Below are 15,959 nucleotides of genomic sequence, written 5' to 3'. Positions count from 1 at the left end.
GAAGAAACAATGGACGTTAAACTGCTAACAGTGTTCTGACTTCTCATTTTGTGAAACAATTTTCATTCACTCTAGATCAAGGGCGGAAGAGTCATTGCGTGCCTATATTTAGTCGTCCCTTAAAAAGCTTTGATAAGTAAAAAGTCACTCCTCCCCTGCCTCTCGCTTATTATTTTGAGCAGCCACAAAAGAACTCTCATGGCTCTTTTGAAGTTGTAAGCAGCTGCTGCCATCAGTATGTTTACAGCGTCTCCTACCACACCTTTGTAAAAGTTGCGGCCTAAACGATGATCTGCTTTCAAATGTCCAATGGTAGGTTCTATGCCTGCCCGCTTGCAGAATAGTTTGTGTTTCTTACGCCTTTGATATCTGCTCTCTGATGGCTTGGGGCTGTCCGGTATTAAAATCTGAGTACCATTCACCTCTTTCCTACCTCGATAACCTCTGTCTCCTGCAAGTATTTTAATCTTTCGTTGTGTGAGACGTTCAACTTGTCCTAACGCAGCTTCTATCGTGTGTCCGTCATATTCATTACGAAAAGACATCGCACCAAGAATGATACACCCGTAGCCGAACGTATGATGGAGACCTTGTTGCCGAATTCGTACTTCTTGTCTTCTTTTCCCTTACTGATACATTGCACCTGGGCTTCGTGAATGGAATAAAGTTTTTTCCGGCTGTTACGTCTTTGTGAAAGAATGGTTTGAAATCTATCAATGAGTTCAGTGTAGAGAGAATTCTCTCCAAGATTGCGCTTGAGCTCTCGAACCAACCGCCCGGCTATTGTCCGCAATTTCCGGTCTGCTCTCAGTGCCTTCTTGCGGTTCTTGGGGTGATTGCGGAAACGTTGGTCGCGATAAATGCCTTTCAACACAAAGGTATAGCTTTGGCGAAGAGGAAGATGCAGTTTATCGACGAGATGCAGAACCTTGCCCACTATCTTTTTATGCAACTTGGCATCCGTAGGAAAAGTGATGTTCTTTTCCTGAACGGTTGAATCGATAAAAGCGGTATCATGATGATGTTCATCATCATCTTCGTTATTGACACGAATGCTTTCTTGAAAGATGAGTTCAATACCCTCCTCTCCAATGCGATGGCGAAAGTGAACCAATTCGGAAGAGGCACAAGGAGCACCGGGTATAAACTCCTGCATACCACAAAAGTATTGATAATAAGCGTTTTCACTCCATTGCTCCACAACGGATTCATCTGAGAGATTGCGAAGGTGCTTGAGTATCAACAAACCACACATCAAACGTATCGGCTTACTTGGGCGACCATTGTGCTGACAATACAAAGGCCGGAAAGCAGCATCGAATTTCTCCCAATTTATTTTGTCGGAGAGTTTGTAGAGAGGGCGAGAGGGGGCCGGCATATCCGACAAACTGCTGAATAATGAAGGGCTGGGATAGGGCTTTTTAATCATAAAAATCTGCAAGTTTCTGAATACAAAGATAAGAAAACTTGCAGATTTATCAAAGGAATATCTTAATTAAATTACTGAATATCAGATGATAAATGGGAATTTAAGGGACGACTATTTAAGGAAGGAAGACGCAAGGCTAATCCCGAATTGGGGTTAATAGAAAATGAAGAAGATATGGTGTCAACCAATCTTCTTCATTTTGATAGTACCTTTTTTATTACTAAATTACGACGTAACTTTCTAATAAATAGACATTTAGCAAGAATGAGTTGTTACTCATACTGCAAAGGTACTCAAATTTAAGCAAATCACAACTGCACAAATCGGAGGAGCGCTCGCGAGTTCGTTGTTACTCATACTGCAAAGGTACTCAAATTTAAGCAAATCACAACAGATTAAATCCCTATTTTCGCGGTGAGAATGTTGTTACTCATACTGCAAAGGTACTCAAATTTAAGCAAATCACAACGGGCTGCAAGGGCAACTTTAATGCAGAAACGTTGTTACTCATACTGCAAAGGTACTCAAATTTAAGCAAATCACAACAAAGTTTCAATCTACATATATATTGATTTGGTTGTTACTCATACTGCAAAGGTACTCAAATTTAAGCAAATCACAACTGCGCAATGATTTCAAGTGATAGAGAGCCTGTTGTTACTCATACTGCAAAGGTACTCAAATTTAAGCAAATCACAACAATTTGCAGCTGTAACCTCGGCGTTCATCTGTTGTTACTCATACTGCAAAGGTACTCAAATTTAAGCAAATCACAACCGTTAAATACGAGTACTTCGGAACGTTGCAGTTGTTACTCATACTGCAAAGGTACTCAAATTTAAGCAAATCACAACAAGTGGGCGTTTAAGCGCAACAGCCACGAAGTTGTTACTCATACTGCAAAGGTACTCAAATTTAAGCAAATCACAACTACATCGGAAAAAGGGGCTATTTTTGCACTGTTGTTACTCATACTGCAAAGGTACTCAAATTTAAGCAAATCACAACAGAACCAGCCTACAAACTCTTCATTCGTCAGTTGTTACTCATACTGCAAAGGTACTCAAATTTAAGCAAATCACAACGAAATCTTTGGTATGCCCATGCGCATCGCGTTGTTACTCATACTGCAAAGGTACTCAAATTTAAGCAAATCACAACAGGAGAAGAACGCCATGGCGCGCTGGTCAAGTTGTTACTCATACTGCAAAGGTACTCAAATTTAAGCAAATCACAACTCGCGCGGACGCTCACCTTCAACTTTCCCTGTTGTTACTCATACTGCAAAGGTACTCAAATTTAAGCAAATCACAACCCCCGGTGGTAGAACTGACCACCGAGTGGAGTTGTTACTCATACTGCAAAGGTACTCAAATTTAAGCAAATCACAACTAGGTCTGCGCCGACTTCTCGAGCGCACCGTTGTTACTCATACTGCAAAGGTACTCAAATTTAAGCAAATCACAACATCTTTTGCCGTCATCATACCCGCCTTTTCGTTGTTACTCATACTGCAAAGGTACTCAAATTTAAGCAAATCACAACGACTTCTTCTCTCTACCGCTCCTCTCGTCGTTGTTACTCATACTGCAAAGGTACTCAAATTTAAGCAAATCACAACCACAGCCTTCCGCATCTTTGGCGCAAGCGGGTTGTTACTCATACTGCAAAGGTACTCAAATTTAAGCAAATCACAACTATGATTACCCAGATGAACCCGAGTCGCTCGTTGTTACTCATACTGCAAAGGTACTCAAATTTAAGCAAATCACAACGAGTATTGTATCTTCTTCTTGGGGAGTATCGTTGTTACTCATACTGCAAAGGTACTCAAATTTAAGCAAATCACAACTACAAGCCTTTTACTTCGTCGTTGAAGTATGTTGTTACTCATACTGCAAAGGTACTCAAATTTAAGCAAATCACAACTATCAAAATGAAATTACTATTTTTGTCGTGGTTGTTACTCATACTGCAAAGGTACTCAAATTTAAGCAAATCACAACGTCGGAAAGAGTTCCTCGATAGGCTTGCCGTGTTGTTACTCATACTGCAAAGGTACTCAAATTTAAGCAAATCACAACTATATTCTTTAGCTTTGGACTGTCGGAGCGGTTGTTACTCATACTGCAAAGGTACTCAAATTTAAGCAAATCACAACTTTCATCAAATCGAAGAGTTCTTGCTTCTCGTTGTTACTCATACTGCAAAGGTACTCAAATTTAAGCAAATCACAACATTTGCGCAGCCTGCTCTACGGAAGCATCTGTTGTTACTCATACTGCAAAGGTACTCAAATTTAAGCAAATCACAACCAGCGTTGGGTAGGTTTTGCAGTACTCCCAGTTGTTACTCATACTGCAAAGGTACTCAAATTTAAGCAAATCACAACACGGTAACAACAAGGGTCTTCCTGCCGAAGGTTGTTACTCATACTGCAAAGGTACTCAAATTTAAGCAAATCACAACAAGGTAGCTGTGATGCACAGACCCACCGCAGTTGTTACTCATACTGCAAAGGTACTCAAATTTAAGCAAATCACAACTCATAATGAGTACGTAAAATTCCCTTCTCAGTTGTTACTCATACTGCAAAGGTACTCAAATTTAAGCAAATCACAACGCAATACGATAGCCACCGCCCCAGGGGATTGTTGTTACTCATACTGCAAAGGTACTCAAATTTAAGCAAATCACAACCAGGCCGACAACCGCGTAAAGGCCGAAGAGGTTGTTACTCATACTGCAAAGGTACTCAAATTTAAGCAAATCACAACACTGCCGCGGTTTGCCGCCGCGGGGCGCGTGTTGTTACTCATACTGCAAAGGTACTCAAATTTAAGCAAATCACAACGGAACGGTGTGATTGTCAGAAATTGTCCTAGTTGTTACTCATACTGCAAAGGTACTCAAATTTAAGCAAATCACAACCCCTACGACCTAATCTCCCTCATTGAAAGGTTGTTACTCATACTGCAAAGGTACTCAAATTTAAGCAAATCACAACTAAGAGAGAGCGTACAGCTCATCGTCCGTGGTTGTTACTCATACTGCAAAGGTACTCAAATTTAAGGGATGTTCTAAAAATCAATCCACTGAAAATCAGATAAATCTTTCGTCAGCGTGCTGTAATGTGGAAGCAAGACTGGTGCACTTCGTATTTCACGTAGCACGTCCCCATGCGGCGCTGGTCGTCGAGCACCTCGGCTAGGACACTCTTGAGCTGCACACCCCACGTTTCGGGCTGCGGCGGGAGGGCAGGATCCTGCACGCGCCGATAGAAATTGTAGGAGATGTCGAAAGTCGTGCCGAATCGGTGGCAACTCTGCTCGCTGGCGTTGCCATTGTGCCGGCGCAGCCGCTCGATGTCCTCGTTGGTACGCAGCACGGAAGTAACTTTCAGTTTGTGGAAGGGCAACCCTTTGGACGCCAGACTATCGAGAAAGGAGCGCCCGATTTCGTTGAGCAGGGTGGCGGCACGAGGCACCAGGTAGGGGGTACTGTGGGTAAGGTTTTTGAGTTCGTAGAAGGGACTGTCGCCGATATAGACGAGGTCCTTTATGCGCTGCGCTGCCTCTGCACGGTCGGCACATTCGGAGATGCCGATACGCCGAGCAGTGGCCAATTGCACGTCGTTCAGGTCGGGGAAAGCCGTATCAAAAGCCGGTACGGAGAGGATGGGATGCTTGACGGGGGCTCCCGTCTTGTCGAGCAATCGTAACGAGGTGCGCCGACGGCGCAGGAGCGAGTCGGCGCGTGCCGATGCCAGCGCGATGGTGTCTTGTGGAAGGGGAGCCGCCTGCTCTGCGGCCTCGGAGAAGAAGGAGAAATGCGTCACCTCCGGAAACAGCCTGCGGACGCCAGCCAGGAGGGCGATGATGCCGATAAAGCCTACGAAGAAATGGCGTTTGATCAGTAAGATGGGGGAAGGCTTTCGAGTCATAAGTCTGGATAAAGATGGAGCGGGGGTGCCTCCATCAGTTTAGCGTTTCTCCTGCAAAAGTAGCAATAAAATAAGGATTTACTTGGGTTTTTGGCTACGAAAACGTACTTTTGCAGTAGTAAACCCAACCAACGGAGATTTCCACTCAATGATAGAACGACATTTTGTGCTTGAAGAGGCCGACCCCGCCACTTTCTTTGGCCCTGCCAATGCCAACCTTCGCCTGCTGCGCGCCCTCTGTCCCAAACTTCGCATCATCGGGCGCGACAACGTCATCAAAGCGATGGGCACGGAAGAAGACATGGCAGAATTTGAGGAACACATCGCCGCCTTGGAAAAGCATTGTGTCAAATACAATGCCCTCACGGAAGAAAACGTGATTGATTTGCTCAAACATCGCACACCGCAACAAGCAGACGACAGCGATGTCATCGTTTTTTCGACCGGCGGGCGCCCCATCACTCCGCGTTCGGCCAACCAACTACGTTTAGTAGAAGCCTATCGGAAGAACGACATGCTCTTTGCCATCGGCCCGGCAGGCTCCGGCAAAACTTATGTAGCGATAGCTCTGGCTGTCCGTGCGCTAAAGAACAAGGAGGTCAAGAAAATCATCCTAAGCCGCCCCGCCGTAGAGGCCGGCGAGAAGTTGGGCTTCCTCCCCGGCGACATGAAGGACAAAATCGACCCTTACCTACAACCTCTCTACGACGCTCTGCAAGAGATGATTCCTGCGGCCAAACTGCAAGAATACATGGACCTCAACGTCATCCAGATAGCCCCGTTGGCTTTCATGCGCGGCCGTACGCTCAACGATGCGGTGGTCATCCTCGATGAAGCCCAGAACACGACAACGGCTCAAATCAAGATGTTTCTCACCCGCATGGGGTGGAACACTAAGATGATGATTACCGGTGACCGCACACAGATAGATCTCCCGCCCTCGCAAAAGAGTGGTTTGGTCGAAGCACAACGCATTTTGGCGAAGGTGCCGGGCATCGCCTTTATAGAAATGACGAAGAAGGATATTGTGCGCCACAAGCTCGTTTCGCGCATTGTCGAAGCCTATGAAGCCGACGCCCCATCTCCAGCCTACTATTCACAACAGCTCCTAACCCCCTAACTTACCCTCACTATGACAGCTTTAACAAAAACAGATTTCCACTTCCCCGGCCAACAGAGTGTCTATCACGGCAAAGTGCGTGACGTCTACCACTTGGGCGACCACTTGGTGATGGTGGCCACCGACCGTATTTCAGCCTTTGATGTCGTGCTCCCCGAAGGCATCCCTTTCAAAGGGCAGATGCTCAACCAGATTGCGGCAAAGTTTTTGGACGCGACCACCGACATTTGTCCCAACTGGAAGTTGGCCACCCCCGACCCTATGGTCACTGTCGGCATTATGTGCGAAGGCTTCCCGATTGAAATGATTGTGCGCGGCTACTTGTGTGGAAGCGCTTGGCGTGCCTACAAGAGCGGTGTGCGTGAAATCTGTGGCGTAAAACTTCCCGATGGCATGCGTGAGAATGAGGAGTTCCCCACTCCCATCATCACCCCGACCACGAAAGCCGAGATCGGCGAGCACGATGCCGACATCTCCAAGGAGGAAATCCTGGCACAAGGCCTTGCCACCCCCGAAGAATATGCGTTACTCGAACAGTACACCTTGGCCCTCTTTGAGCGCGGCACGAAGATGGCAGCCGAGCGTGGGCTGATACTCGTAGACACGAAATACGAATTTGGCAAGCATAACGGCACCATCTACCTGATGGATGAAATCCACACGCCCGACTCCAGTCGCTACTTTTATGCCGAAGGCTATGCCGAACGCTTTGCAGCAGGTAACCCTCAAAAACAACTCTCCAAAGAGTTCGTGCGCGAATGGCTGATGGCCAATGGCTTCCAAGGCAAAGCCGGACAGGAAGTGCCGGAGATGACACCGACCATCGTGCAAGGAATATCGGAACGCTATATCGAACTTTACGAGCACATCACCGGCGAAACCTTCAACCGCGAAGCCAATGCCGACCTGCACGCCCGCATTGAGCAGAACGTGCTGAACTACCTGAAGCAATAACGGCTTTTCTAACCAGTCAGAAGAGATAAGATAGGAAACGGTTTTCTGATGTGTAAAATATGACGTTTAGAACCTTCTTTCAGAAATTGACCAGTCGCTATCTTTGGGGCAATCTGTTGGCAATGGGAATAGTGCTTGCAGCCATAGGAACGGGATTTTACTTTTTCCTCGACTTCTACACCTATCATGGCCAAACCATAGAAGTGCCTGATGTACGCGGCCAAAGCAGCGAAGTGGCACAGCGCAAGTTGCGTGCTGCCGGGTTCCAAGTGGAGGTGAGTGACACGGGCTATATGCCACGCTTGGCCGGAGATTTGATTTTGGACCAACAGCCCCTTCCAGGTACGCCGGTCAAACTCAACCGCGTGATTTACCTCACCGTCAACGCCTCTTCGGCACGCACCATTGCTCTGCCCGACATTGCTGACAACTGCTCACTGCGCGAAGCCAAAATGCGCCTATCGGCCATGGGATTTAAGTTGGGAGCGGTGAAGCGTGTCACCGGTGACCGCGACTGGGTCTACAGTATTGAAGTGGCTGGAAAGACGGTACATACGGGCGATCGTATTCCTATCAATCAGCCTTTGATTTTGCTGGTCGGCGATGGCGCTGATGAAGAGATCTTCAACGGCAACGACTCTCTCGACCAACTCATCCATGGCCACGACTCCGTGGTCTATGAAGAAGAAATAATAGAATAGCCCATGGACGAAATCCTTCCCGCCGTTTTAGACGAAGCACAAGAAGAACTCCTGCTTGACGAAGACGACTTTGAGGGAAGCACTTCCTCGCGCATCGACAGCACTTCGGACGAACTCTACGAGCACTATCGCGTTGTGGCCGACAAAGGTCAGCAACTCTTGCGCGTCGATAAGTTTCTCATCAATGTGATGCACGACACCTCACGCAATCGCATTCAGGCTGCGGCCGATGCCGGATGTATTCACGCCAATGGACAGGCAGTGAAGAGCAACTATCGGGTCAAGCCGGGCGATGTCATCACCTTGATGCTCAATCGCCCACGTTTCGACAGCACCATCAAACCTGAAGACATTCCCCTCAACATCGTCTACGAAGACGAGGCGCTGATGGTCATCAACAAACCATCCGGGCTGGTGGTTCATCCGGGCTGTGGCAATTACAACGGCACGTTGGTCAACGCTGTGGCATGGCATTTACGCGACAATCCTGACTACGATCCCAACGATCCGACTGTGGGCTTGGTGCATCGCATTGACAAAGACACCAGTGGGCTGCTCGTTGTGGCCAAGACTCCTGACGCAAAGACGAAACTCTGCGCACAATTTTTCCATAAGACAACACGTCGCCGCTATCAAGCTCTCGTTTGGGGAAATCTGCAAGAGGACGAAGGACGCATCGAAGGCAACATTGCCCGCCATCCGAAAGACCGCATGCAGATGGCCGTCTTCCCTCTGGATAGCGGTGTGGGCAAGCCTGCCGTAACCCACTATCGTGTACTGGAGCGGTTTGGCTACGTGACGCTGGTCGAATGTATCCTCGAAACCGGTCGAACCCATCAGATTAGAGCACATATGAAGCATCTGGGCCATCCCCTCTTTGCCGATGAGCGCTACGGTGGCGACCAAATCTTGTGGGGCACTCGCAGCAGTAGTTACAGCAGTTTCATCCGCAATGCAATGGCACTCTGCCCACGACAAGCCCTCCATGCCAAGACGTTGGGATTTCAGCACCCGACCACGGGTGAAGAGATGGATTTTGAAAGCGACCTTGCCCTCGATATGCAACAACTTCTTGACAAGTGGCGCGTCTATCTCAAAGGGATGCAGAAATAAAGTAGAAACCGACTCTCCACAAGCAGAGAGCACCATCCACCATTATGAAAAAGCAAATCGCAATTATAGCCGGGGGAGACTCCTCTGAGCATGATGTTTCGCTGCGCAGTGCAGCCGGTATCCTCTCTTTCATGGACAGCAGCAAATATGAATGCTACATCGTTGAGCAACATGGACGTGACATGCACGTCAATGTAGAAGGACAGCAATACCCTATCGACCTCAACGACTTTTCCTTTGAAAAAGAGGGTGTGCGCCGCACTTTCGACTTCGCCTACATCACCATTCACGGCACTCCAGGCGAGAACGGCATCCTTCAAGGCTACTTTGACTTGATTGGTCTGCCCTACAACACCAGCGATGTCCTTGTCGAGGCCATGACCTTCAACAAGTTTGCCCTCAACAACTTTCTCCGTTCTTTTCCGGAACTCCACATTTCCGACAGTCTGATGGTGCGCAAAGGCATGGCGCTTCCCTCGTCCGAAGAGATTGTAGCACGAGTAGGTCTGCCCTGCTTCGTAAAACCCAATGCCGGCGGCAGTTCGTTTGGTGTGACCAAGGTGAAAACCATCGAAGAAGTGGTGCCTGCCATCGAGAAGGCAATGAATGAAAGCGACGAGGTGATGATTGAGCGTCTACTTGTAGGCACCGAAATCACCTGCGGATGTTTCCGCCGTAAGAGTGGTGAGGTCGTCACATTTCCCATCACCGAAGTGGTGGTAAAAGGCGTTGAGTTTTTCGACTACGAGGCCAAATACGAAGGCAAGAGCGACGAAATCACTCCGGCTCGCATCGCCCCCGAGACCGCTACTCGCGTGAGCGCCATGACCAAGTTTATCTATGAGCAAATGGGTTGCTATGGCATCATCCGCATCGACTACATTCTCTCGGGCGAAACCGGACACGAGCAAATTAATCTGCTCGAAATCAACACAACGCCCGGTATGACCCCCGCCTCTTTCATCCCCCAGCAAGTGCGCGCTTCCGAGTTTCAGATTGCCGACGTGCTTTCTGAAATCATCGAGGGCAAATGCTAAAAGCATTCCTTTCACCTTCCTAACTGCCAATTCTGTTTTGAAACTTCCTTCCGAATTTGACGCCATACGTCCCGTGGCCGATGAAGAGATTCGTGAGAATTTCGAATCTCTCCTCCACGACCGCCTCTTCATGCAGGTGCTGCGCGGATTTGTGCCTTGGCTGTCCAAAAGCGTCATTCGCACTTTCCTACGACTCACCGCCATCGGGGTGCATAGTGCTTTAGCTTTCCAGAAGCGCTACATGCTGCGCGCCATGCACATACTGCTGCGCCGCACCACACGAGGAGTGACCTTTGCCCACGATGCCCTATCCACACGTTCTGCCGGCTACACCTACATCTCCAACCATCGAGACATTGTGCTCGACTCTGCCATCCTTTCGGTGGTGCTCATCGACCATAAGTTTCCCAACACGGTGCAAATCGCCATCGGCGACAACCTGCTCATCTACCCCTGGATTGAGCGCTTTGTGCGAATGAACAAAGCCTTCATCGTGCGGCGGTCGCTTTCGCCCAAAGAGTTGCTCCTTTCGAGCCAACTGATGAGTCGCTACATGCACCACGTCATAGCCACAGGTACCGACAACATTTGGATAGCCCAGCGCGAAGGTCGTGCGAAGGACAGCAACGACCGCACACAGCCCTCCGTGCTGCGCATGATGACGCTTGGTGCAGACAGTACTCCTTTCGAAGCTCTGCGCTCCATGCACCTCGTGCCGCTCACCATCTCCTATGAGTATGACCCTTGCGACTATCTCAAAGCCCGCGAGTTCCAGCTCAAACGCGACAATCCCGCCTTCAAAAAGTCGCAGAAGGACGATCTTGACAACATGCGGGTGGGTATCCTTGGCAAGAAAGGACGTGTGCACTACCAACTGGCACCCTGCATCGACGAGTGGATAGAGGACTACAAAGACCTGCCCACCAAGGAACTCCTGGAAGCAGTAGCTCAACGCATCGATACCGAAATCCACAAAGGCTATCGTATCTTTGCCACCAACTACATTGCGGCCGATTTGCTGGAAGACAACACGCGCTTTGTCGAACACTACACCGCTAAGGAGTGCGCTCAGTTTGAGGAGTATCTGCAAGGACGAATAGCCCTGATTGACCTCCCCGAGAAAGACGTGCCTTTCCTACGAGAGCGAATGCTCACCATGTATGCCAACCCTCTCTACAACCAGCTCAAAGCGCTCCAGAATGACTAAGTCCCATCGCCTGCTCCGCTCCCTCTCCCTCTTGGCCGGCTTCGTGCTGGTGTCTGTCGGCCTCTTCTTTCACAGTTGCAGCGATGCCGAAGACGGCGCTGTGCTGCCCCCGGCCCGTTTCGACTTGGGCGAGGTAGCGACCGGCGTAAAAGGGCAGGTGTCAGAAATCCGCTTTGACAACGGGCAAACCCTCGCCCCGGCCAACACCCTCCCCCGTCTACGCCCCGACACGCTCTACCGCATGCTCGTGGGCTACCAAATCACCACCGACACCAAAGCCGCAGTGCACCAGTGGATGCCCGTGCTCACCATCCACGCCCGCCACTTCTCGGCCGAAGAGATGCGCACCGACCCGGTCAAAGTCATCAGCGTTTGGCAGACCTCGCGCTACATCAATCTGCGCATTGCCGTACCGCGCACAGCAGCCAAGAAGCACTATTTCAGTTTCCAAACGGCCGCCTTTCAGCAGCCCACCGATGAGCAAAAGCCACGCCGCCTCGTGCTCCACCTCTATCATGATGCTGCCGGCGACCGACCCGACTATTGGGAAGAGATGTACCTCTCCTGCCCCATCTACGGCTATACCCACAAACTGCGTACCGGCCTCGACTCCATCACGATGGTGGTCAGCACCCCATCAGGCGAGCAGCAGCATTCGGCACGCTTTCGGTAACCTCCTCCAGTCACCGCGTTGTTTTTATCTCCCCATGCTTTCTATGATATTCTTTCGAGACATTGACTATACCGACCGCGACCTCGTGCAGCAATATACGCTCCTGTCCGAATGTCGCAACTGCGACTTCAACTTCATGAACCTCATGTCGTGGCGATTTCTCTACAACACCCAGATAGCCCAACACCGCGGGATGCTCATCATCCGTTTCCTCTTCGATGGAAAGCCCGCCTATCTCCCACCACTCACTCCGCCGCCCTATGTCGAAGAAACCATGCGCGAGGAATACGCTGCCGTCCTGCTCGACCTTGTCGCTGAAGCCGAAGCCGAGAGACAGCCGTTTCTGATGATGGGCGCTTGCCAAGGCATGCTGGGACGTCTGCAAAGCGTGCTCCCCGGCAAATTTCAAGCCACAGCCGACCGCGCCTTCACCGACTACATCTACGACCGGACCGCCTTGGAAACCCTCGCGGGCAAAAAGCTCCAATCCAAGCGCAATCACGCCAACCGCTTTGAGCGCGAATATCCCCACTACGAGTACCGCGAGCTCACCCCCGACCTGGCCAAAGAGTGCTGGAAGCTCGAAGAAGAATGGGCTGCCAAACACACCGACATGCACGCCCGCCTCGATGCCGACGACGAGCAGCACTCCATGCGCCGCGTCTTCAAGCACTGGAACGAACTTCAAGCCCGAGGCGCAGCCATCCTCGTCGACGGTAGAGTCGTCGCCTTCACTTTCGGCGGCCCAATCAACTACGACACCTTCGACGTCTGCTGCGAAAAAGCCAACACCGACTACGAAGGCGCCTACGCCATCATCAACCGCGACTTCGTGCGACATCTCCCCGAGCAATACACCCTCATCAACCGCGAGGAAGACTTAGGCCTCGAAGGTCTGAGGCGTGCCAAACTCAGCTATCAACCGAAAATCCTCTTAGACAAATACACCATCACATGCTCCTGACTCCCGAAGAAATCAAGCAGCAGACCCGCCAGCTCTGGCACACCTGCTTTCCCAACGACAGTGAGGACTTCCTTGACCTTTACTTTGAAGACCGCTACACGGACCAACGAAACGTCACCATCCGCAAAAACGCCAAGGTCGTTGCCGCCACCCAGGTGCTGCCTTTCAAGTTCCACTTTGCCGGGCACTTCATCCCCGTCGGCTACGTCAGCGGACTTTGCACTGCCCCCAAACAGCGAGGAAAAGGCTACGCCACGCAAGCCCTGAAAGAAGCCCACCGCAAGATGTACGACGAAGGCGCGCTCATCAGTTTCCTCATCCCCGGCGACGAACACCTGCGCAAATTCTACGAAAGCGAAGACCACGGTGCCTACTACACCGCCACTCACCGACTCGCCATCGACGTAACACCCGACGGCACAATCAAGTCCAAGTCCAACCCCAACCTCAAAATCGACATCCAAGCCGAATACGAATGGGGACGCGACCTCTGGACCTACTACAACACCTTCGGCGGACGACACCCCTACGAAATCAAACTCGATGAAGACGCCTTCTTCGCCGCCATACAAACCCACGACCTCAACGACGGACTTGTCATTGTGGCCCGCCGAAGAGGAAAAATCGTAGGCTTCTGCCTCGCCATACGCGAAGGCAAACCCCTGAAGAGCGGAAAGCGATCCGCCAAGACTTTCCAAGGCTGCATCCGTTTCCTCCTCACCACCGATGAGCAAATCATGCAGCAACTCCAAGCCCGCGCCTTCCAACTCCTGGACGTCAAGGAGATGGTTATGGTGGGCGGCTGCCCTGCCCGCGGCTTCAAAGGTGCCGAGCCCTACGCCATGGCCCGCATCATCAATGTCGAGAAGTTTCTCACCTTCATCGGACGTCTCTATCCCGGATTGCAACTCCACGTTGGCATACAAAACGATCACGACATCCCCGAAAACAACGGTTTCTACCAGCTCATCGATGGTCGTCTCCACATCACCGACCAAAAGCCCGACAGTATCACCACTCCCGGTGGACTCGCCGCAGTCTTTCTCGCAGCACAGCCCGTGCTCATGCCCATGCTCTTAGACGACTGACAACACCACTTTGACAGCCCTCTTCTTTCCCCTTGATTTTAGGCTCAAGCCCCATCAAGGGGAAAGTTTTTTCTGCTCCATCCGCGACAAATCTCTGCCCTCCACCTCCGATTTTACCACCTCTCCTCTACCCTGCTCACACGATCTGCGAAGCGTTCAGATGTCTAAGCACCGAGTTTCAGACGTTGAAACACCAAGTTTCAGGCGTTGAAATACCAAGTTTCAGACGTTGAAACACCGAGTTTCAGGTGCTGAAACACCAAGTTTCAGGCGTATGAACCGAGAGTTTCAGACATCTGAAACTGATCCTTTATGAAGCAAGAACTCTTTTTCTATCAGCAATCAAGCCAATTTACAAGCCGTGATAAAGCACGTAAACTTAACACAAACACCTCAAAAATGAAAACAAGCCCCCTCCTTTTCCTCCTGCTCAACGCCGCTTTTCTCACGACAAGCGGACAGCCGGGACAAGCGCTTCCTCAGCAAAATCTCGCACACTGGCCGGGCATCCCGACCGGCAATTACAGCGGCATCACCCCGTTAGGCAACTCGCGCTATGCCGTGGTGAGCGACAAAGCAGCAGACGATGGCTTTTTCATCTTCCACATCGAACAGGACAGTCTTTCGGGACAAATCACCAACGTCCGCTTCGAAGGCTTTTCCGGCGAAGCCCCTCAGCAACGCGATGCCTGGGGAAACACCACACGCGATTGTGAGGGCGTGGCCTTCCTCCCTCGGCGCAACACCATCTGGATTTCGGGCGAAGGCGACCAGGCTATCTTGGAATACGACCTCAGCGGACGTTCTACAGGACGGAAATTGGACGTCCCCTCTCAGTTTTCCACCACCGCCATCTACCCCAACCGCGGCTTTGAAGCCTTGTGTCACGACACTTTGCGCCATTGCTTTTGGACCACCACGGAGAGTTCCTTGCGCTCCGATGGCCCGCGACCCGGACGTGGTTTTCCTCGTGCCGACAACCGATTGCGACTTTTATCCTTCGATGACGAAACCGGGAAATTGCGCGCTCAATACGCCTACCGTACCGATTCCGGCAGCGTTACCTGCTTCGGACGCGCCTACATCTTCGGGGTGCCAGCCCTTTCTTCCCTACCCGATGGCCGTCTGCTGGTCATGGAGCGCGAGGGACATTTTCCACAACACCGCTTAGGCTCAAGAGTCTCCGTCAAACTCTATGCAGTCGACCTTGACACCGCTCAGCCCCTTGACTCCCTCCCCGCTCTCTCCACCATCGAACCACATCTGTTTGTCCGAAAGACGCTGCTCGCCTCTTGGACCACCCACTTCAACCTCTTTGCCCGCAATCTCGCCAACTACGAAGGCGTCTGCCTCGGTCATCCCACAGCTGACGGACGCCCCACACTGATTTGCATCAACGACTCCCAAGCCCGTATGGGCAATGCCCTCTTTCGCCTCAAAGACTTCCTCCGCGTTGTAGCCCTCTCACAACAATAAGTGATTTCTCTCCCTCGGTGAGAATGTTCCGACATTCTCCTCCCCGATTTCTTTTTCCCCCCAATCGCAGGGAAGAAGGATGGAGAGAACACAAAAAAGAGAGCCTGTGTTCTTTTCAGAACTCAGGCTCTCTTGAAAATGGCGGCGACCTACTCTCCCGCGGGTGTGCAGTACCATCGGCGCGGGCGGGCTTAACTTCTCTGTTCGGAATGGGAAGAGGTGGAACCCCGTCGCTATAACCACCGGAAATATTT

11 protein-coding genes, 1 rRNA gene, 1 pseudogene and 1 CRISPR repeat array are annotated in these 15,959 nt (G+C 50.7%); of the genes and pseudogenes, 10 read left to right on the top strand and 3 right to left on the bottom strand.

Features of this window, described 5'->3' with window-relative positions:
• Nucleotides 1–119 precede the first annotated feature (119 nt).
• Nucleotides 120–1,429: pseudogene (locus tag H8527_RS08510) on the bottom strand (IS5 family transposase).
• A 268-nt stretch (nucleotides 1,430–1,697) separates the two neighbouring features.
• Nucleotides 1,698–3,050: a CRISPR direct-repeat array (repeat unit 47 nt; unit sequence GTTGTTACTCATACTGCAAAGGTACTCAAATTTAAGCAAATCACAAC).
• A gap of 1,497 nt (nucleotides 3,051–4,547) precedes the next feature.
• A complete protein-coding gene (locus tag H8527_RS08505; protein WP_187547363.1) occupies nucleotides 4,548–5,372 on the bottom strand; it encodes a DUF5715 family protein in 825 nt (274 codons plus the stop codon).
• Between the two features lie 148 nt (nucleotides 5,373–5,520).
• On the opposite strand from H8527_RS08505, the gene H8527_RS08500 reads away from it, so the two are divergent.
• The 10 genes from H8527_RS08500 (at nucleotide 5,521) to H8527_RS08455 (ending at nucleotide 15,705) form a co-directional block, all read left to right on the top strand.
• Nucleotides 5,521–6,492, top strand: coding sequence for a PhoH family protein (locus H8527_RS08500; protein ID WP_187547361.1), 972 nt, complete (start codon nucleotides 5,521–5,523; stop codon nucleotides 6,490–6,492).
• Between the two features lie 12 nt (nucleotides 6,493–6,504).
• The gene (locus tag H8527_RS08495; protein ID WP_187547359.1) at nucleotides 6,505–7,446 is read left to right on the top strand and encodes a phosphoribosylaminoimidazolesuccinocarboxamide synthase; all 942 of its coding nucleotides are present in this window, start codon (nucleotides 6,505–6,507) and stop codon (nucleotides 7,444–7,446) included.
• Nucleotides 7,447–7,505: 59 nt separating this feature from the next.
• On the top strand, nucleotides 7,506–8,147 hold the full coding sequence (locus H8527_RS08490) for a PASTA domain-containing protein (protein ID WP_187547358.1): 642 nt from the start codon (nucleotides 7,506–7,508) through the stop codon (nucleotides 8,145–8,147).
• A gap of 3 nt (nucleotides 8,148–8,150) precedes the next feature.
• The gene (locus H8527_RS08485; protein WP_187547357.1) at nucleotides 8,151–9,260 is read left to right on the top strand and encodes an RluA family pseudouridine synthase; all 1,110 of its coding nucleotides are present in this window, start codon (nucleotides 8,151–8,153) and stop codon (nucleotides 9,258–9,260) included.
• Nucleotides 9,261–9,304: 44 nt separating this feature from the next.
• On the top strand, nucleotides 9,305–10,297 hold the full coding sequence (locus H8527_RS08480) for a D-alanine--D-alanine ligase (RefSeq protein ID WP_187547356.1): 993 nt from the start codon (nucleotides 9,305–9,307) through the stop codon (nucleotides 10,295–10,297).
• Between the two features lie 37 nt (nucleotides 10,298–10,334).
• Nucleotides 10,335–11,504, top strand: a complete 1,170-nt coding sequence (locus H8527_RS08475; RefSeq protein WP_187547355.1) for a 1-acyl-sn-glycerol-3-phosphate acyltransferase — start codon at nucleotides 10,335–10,337, stop codon at nucleotides 11,502–11,504.
• Entirely contained in the window at nucleotides 11,497–12,177 is a 681-nt protein-coding gene (locus H8527_RS08470; RefSeq protein ID WP_187547354.1) for a NigD-like C-terminal domain-containing protein, read from the top strand. Before H8527_RS08475 ends, H8527_RS08470 begins: the two co-directional genes overlap by 8 nt.
• A 43-nt stretch (nucleotides 12,178–12,220) precedes the next feature.
• The gene (locus H8527_RS08465) at nucleotides 12,221–13,141 is read left to right on the top strand and encodes a DUF2156 domain-containing protein (protein ID WP_187547353.1); all 921 of its coding nucleotides are present in this window, start codon (nucleotides 12,221–12,223) and stop codon (nucleotides 13,139–13,141) included.
• On the top strand, nucleotides 13,132–14,229 hold the full coding sequence (locus H8527_RS08460) for a GNAT family N-acetyltransferase (protein WP_187547351.1): 1,098 nt from the start codon (nucleotides 13,132–13,134) through the stop codon (nucleotides 14,227–14,229). Before H8527_RS08465 ends, H8527_RS08460 begins: the two co-directional genes overlap by 10 nt.
• A 399-nt stretch (nucleotides 14,230–14,628) precedes the next feature.
• On the top strand, nucleotides 14,629–15,705 hold the full coding sequence (locus H8527_RS08455; RefSeq protein WP_187547349.1) for an esterase-like activity of phytase family protein: 1,077 nt from the start codon (nucleotides 14,629–14,631) through the stop codon (nucleotides 15,703–15,705).
• 136 nt (nucleotides 15,706–15,841) lie between these two features.
• Here the strand turns inward: H8527_RS08455 and rrf are convergent.
• A 5S ribosomal RNA gene (gene rrf, locus H8527_RS08450) occupies nucleotides 15,842–15,952 on the bottom strand.
• Nucleotides 15,953–15,959: the final 7 nt, after the last annotated feature.

This window comes from Alloprevotella sp. Lung230, assembly GCF_014385435.1.
Taxonomy (GTDB): Bacteria; Bacteroidota; Bacteroidia; order Bacteroidales; family Bacteroidaceae; genus Alloprevotella.
The sequence above is the reverse complement of the archived record's forward strand: the minus strand, read 5'-3'. Positions and strand labels throughout refer to the sequence as shown.

Bases quoted from the DNA above. Each gene is read 5' to 3' on its own strand.
- H8527_RS08505 (WP_187547363.1), bottom strand. From the start codon at position 5,372: ATGACTCGAAAGCCTTCCCCCATCTTACTGATCAAACGCCATTTCTTC.
- H8527_RS08500 (WP_187547361.1), top strand. From the start codon at position 5,521: ATGATAGAACGACATTTTGTGCTTGAAGAGGCCGACCCCGCCACTTTC.
- H8527_RS08495 (WP_187547359.1), top strand. From the start codon at position 6,505: ATGACAGCTTTAACAAAAACAGATTTCCACTTCCCCGGCCAACAGAGT.
- H8527_RS08490 (WP_187547358.1), top strand. From the start codon at position 7,506: ATGACGTTTAGAACCTTCTTTCAGAAATTGACCAGTCGCTATCTTTGG.
- H8527_RS08485 (WP_187547357.1), top strand. From the start codon at position 8,151: ATGGACGAAATCCTTCCCGCCGTTTTAGACGAAGCACAAGAAGAACTC.
- H8527_RS08480 (WP_187547356.1), top strand. From the start codon at position 9,305: ATGAAAAAGCAAATCGCAATTATAGCCGGGGGAGACTCCTCTGAGCAT.
- H8527_RS08470 (WP_187547354.1), top strand. From the start codon at position 11,497: ATGACTAAGTCCCATCGCCTGCTCCGCTCCCTCTCCCTCTTGGCCGGC.
- H8527_RS08465 (WP_187547353.1), top strand. From the start codon at position 12,221: ATGATATTCTTTCGAGACATTGACTATACCGACCGCGACCTCGTGCAG.
- H8527_RS08460 (WP_187547351.1), top strand. From the start codon at position 13,132: ATGCTCCTGACTCCCGAAGAAATCAAGCAGCAGACCCGCCAGCTCTGG.
- H8527_RS08455 (WP_187547349.1), top strand. From the start codon at position 14,629: ATGAAAACAAGCCCCCTCCTTTTCCTCCTGCTCAACGCCGCTTTTCTC.